The organism is Pleomorphomonas koreensis DSM 23070 (genome assembly GCF_000425185.1).
GTDB lineage: Bacteria > Pseudomonadota > Alphaproteobacteria > Rhizobiales > Pleomorphomonadaceae > Pleomorphomonas > Pleomorphomonas koreensis.
In genome coordinates this window covers 1-1912 of sequence record NZ_AULH01000061.1, presented here as the reverse complement: position 1 = coordinate 1912, position 1912 = coordinate 1, and the positions used below count along the sequence as shown (strand labels likewise).

General features: G+C 62.9%; 2 protein-coding genes. Both read right to left on the bottom strand.

Features of this window, described 5'->3' with window-relative positions; translation table 11 throughout:
• Window positions 1-620, bottom strand: a 620-nt coding sequence (locus H512_RS0120000) for an HPF/RaiA family ribosome-associated protein (protein WP_026784906.1), incomplete at its 3' end; no start/stop codon positions are given.
• Window positions 621-697: 77 nt separating this feature from the next.
• On the bottom strand, window positions 698-1912 hold a 1215-nt coding region (locus H512_RS25235; RefSeq protein ID WP_036793054.1), incomplete at its 5' end, for an AAA family ATPase.

The following is a 1912-nucleotide window of genomic DNA, read 5'->3' as shown; positions in this document are numbered from 1 at the left end:
GCCTCGATGGTCTCGAAAGCCAGTTTCAGCAGCCAGTCGCCTATGGAAAACTCGGTGGGCCGCTGCTCGAACCTTTCCAGTCCCTTGAGGATCGTCGCATCGACAAGATCGCGAACGCTGAGGTAACCCTCCGGTACCGATCCGCTACACTCGAGATAGGTCAACTCGCGCCTGACGGTGTCATAGACCGTATCGAGATGATCCTCGATCAGCTCAAAGAAGAGTTGGCGCCGGTCCGCTTCCGCCGCATCCCGCGCGGGCGGCAGCGGGGCGCCGATCCGGCGCCGGCGGGCGGGACGCTTGTATTCAGGCTCGTGCTTGAGGCGCGCCACATGCCGATCGACCTGGTGGCGCAGGTCGGCAAAGGCCTTGCGCAGGACAGGCTCGATCTCGAATCCCTCTTCCCGCGCCGCGATCACGCCCGACGGCAGTTGCAGGCGCAGGCTGACTTTGATGCGCTTCTTGCCCCTCGTTTGCGAGGCAACGACTTCGAGCCGGACCAGATCCTCGCGAAAGCGCGCAAGGTGCGGTTCAAGTTGCCGCACCTCTTCCTCGATGACCTCAGGCGCGCGCTGTTGGCCGTGCCGGTCGAGATTGCGGAATGATCTAATGACGTTCATGCCGTGGACCTTCCTATAACTCTCCGAAGAGATGGCCCGGCGCGACCGATATCGCGCCGGGCCAGTCTTTTGCGCTGTCACTCGTCGGACTTGTCGTCCTTGGACTGCACCTCATCCCCAACGCTGGGCTTCGGAACGTCCGTCTTGTTTTCGGCAACTTCGCTGGGCTCCTCGATCCCGGCCTTGGCCTGATCGTCCGGGCTGTCGTCACCGGTGTCCTTTACGATCTTTTCGAACACGACCCTCTGTTCGTCTTCCGACCAGGCGACGCGGACCTTGTCGCCATCCTCGATCCGCCCCGAGAGCAGTTCGCGAGCCAACTCGGTCTCCAACTCCGACCGGATCAGCCGGCGCAGCTCGCGGGCACCGAATTCGGGACGGAAGCCGACCGCGCCGAAGTGATCCACGACGCTCACGTCGAATTCGAGTTCGACGCCCTGGGTAAGGGCGGTCCGCTTCACCCGGGTGAGCTGCAACTCGACGATCTGGCGGATCTCCGACCGATTCAGCGAATGAAAGACGATGATCTCGTCGATCCGGTTGATGAACTCTGGCCGGAAATGACCGCGCAACACCTCCATCAGTTCGGATTTCTGCTTGGCCTCGTCGAACTCACTGCTGCCGCGTTTCGTGAGGTTGCGCTGGATGATGTCCGAACCGAGGTTCGAGGTGGCGATGATGATGGTGTTAGTGAAGTCCACCACGCGGCCCTTGCCATCTGTTAGGCGGCCATCGTCGAACACCTGAAGCAGGATGTTGTAGACATCGGGATGCGCCTTTTCGATCTCGTCGAGCAGCACGACCGAGTAGGGCCGACGGCGCACCTTCTCGGTCAGTTGCCCGCCTTCGTCGTATCCGACGTAGCCCGGAGGTGCGCCAACCAACCGGGCAACCGAGTGGCGCTCGCCATACTCCGACATGTCGATACGGATCAGCGCATCCTGGTCGCCGAAGATCACCTCCGCGAGCGTCTTGGCCAGTTCCGTCTTGCCAACCCCGGTCGGCCCGAGGAACAGGAAGGTCGCGGTCGGACCGCGTCCGTCGCGCAGTCCTGCGCGCGCCAGGCGCACCGCATCCGCCACGGCGCGGATGGCCTCTTCCTGGCCGATGACGCGCTCGTGCAGCTTCTCCTCGAGCTTGAGGAGCTTGTCCTTCTCCTCGGCGGTCAGCTCCGTGACCGGAACACCGGTGATCTTGGAGACGATCTGCGCGACATGATCGGCGCGCACCTCGGCGGTCGCCGAAGCCTGGTCGCGCTTCCAGATCTCCAGAAGCTCGTCCAGTTCTTTCTG